This window comes from Romboutsia sp. 13368, assembly GCF_018336475.1.
In the GTDB taxonomy this organism is placed as follows: domain Bacteria; phylum Bacillota; class Clostridia; order Peptostreptococcales; family Peptostreptococcaceae; genus Romboutsia.
The window spans coordinates 288,816-289,525 of the sequence record NZ_CP048741.1 but is presented as its reverse complement, the minus strand read 5'-3'; the positions used below and the strand labels follow the sequence as shown (position 1 = coordinate 289,525).

Sequence of the window (710 nt, the reverse complement as noted above, 5' to 3'; positions counted from 1 at the left end):
CTGATTTTTCAAATACTGTTTCTTTACCATCTACAGTTATAGCTACATTATCAATCATAGAGTATTGAGCTTGTGTAAACTGTAATGTCATATATGTTTTGTTATCTTCTGTTTCTATTACAGTATCTTTTGATAATGCATCTCTTAATTTAGTTACTCCACTTCTTGATGCGTCTCCATCCTTTAAATATGTTATAACATTTTGTACAACATTTTGTTCATTGTTTTGTGTATTATCTTCTGTGTCAACTGATGTTGATGCCTTTGATACTGCATCCATAGTTATAACATCTGTTGTGCTATCTGCATAAGCTTTGTTACTTCCCCCCATTGATGATGTTAATAATGATATTATAGCCATTGTAGTTACAGCTACTTTTAAGCCTCTTTTTCTTAAAGCCATATTTATCTCCTCCATTTTTTATAATAATTTTCGTCTATCTTTAACTTTATAATTATACTTCTGTTTTATTACATGATATTGATTTTCATTAATAATTCAATTATATATTTTTTGTATATAATAGTTTTCAATATATTTGTATTTTTTTAACTTTTTTTGCTAAATTTATTTGTGATAACTTTTTATATGCTTTATAATTTAATTAATTTGAAATTTTACAAATCTTGAAATATAACTAAAACTCTGCTTTTATTCTATTTCAAAAAAAATATAGAATCAGATATAGTAATTATTAAAAAATATTAAA

The 710-nt window shown here is 23.9% G+C and carries 1 protein-coding gene (only partly in view); it reads right to left on the bottom strand.

The window, feature by feature from the left end; translation table 11 throughout:
• Positions 1-58, bottom strand: partial view of an NEAT domain-containing protein gene (locus tag G3997_RS01145; protein ID WP_442971220.1) — the start only. The gene continues 824 nt to the left of window position 1, outside the view; 58 of the gene's 882 nt are visible here — the first part of the coding sequence; its start codon is at positions 56-58; its stop codon lies beyond the left edge, outside the window.
• Positions 59-710 lie beyond the last annotated feature (652 nt).